The 586-nt window shown below is 37.5% G+C and carries 1 protein-coding gene; it reads right to left on the bottom strand.

Annotated elements, in window-relative coordinates:
- The coding region (locus HXZ69_RS15265; protein ID WP_286496469.1) for a transposase at window positions 1-586 on the bottom strand (586 nt) is incomplete at both ends.

Raw genomic sequence — 586 nt, 5'->3', positions numbered from 1 at the left:
CAACAACTTTCTCGTAAAGGACATTGTCCACAATCTTTTTCCGAACTTCTATAGCTTTTCTTTTCGTAGCCTTTGCTGTCTGTTAAAGTTCGTTTAAATGGTAAAAAAGCTTTATTTCCGCCTTCTTGAATACATTCGTATCGATTCTCTTTCTTATTAAAAATAAAACCTTCTCGCTCGGGTTTATATTGTCCAAAGTTGGGAATCCAAGCGTCTAAATTATGATCTTCACAATATTGTAAACTAGCACCGCTACTATAGCCCGCATCAGCTAAAACTTCTCCTATTTGAATCTCGTTTCGTTTAAAATTTTCAATCGTTTGATCCATAATTTCTGCAAAAATAGCACTGTCTTTACTACCAGCTGTACTAGCACAAGCGCCTGTAATCACGTGGTGTTTATCATCAACTGCTAACTGTCCTGCATAGTTCAGTTGGCGTGGTTTACCTGGTTTGGTCGAGATTTTCGCATCAGGATCTGTTGGGCTATAATGGGTATGATTACTTAAAAACTTTGGACGAATATCTTCACCATCTTCATTTTTTTGAAGCGTTTTCACATGTCCCGGCATTCCTTTAAACGCTT

It is taken from the genome of Empedobacter sp. R132-2, assembly GCF_030324375.1.
In the GTDB taxonomy this organism is placed as follows: Bacteria; Bacteroidota; Bacteroidia; order Flavobacteriales; family Weeksellaceae; genus Empedobacter; species Empedobacter falsenii_B.
This window is presented reverse-complemented; position numbering and strand designations above follow the sequence as displayed.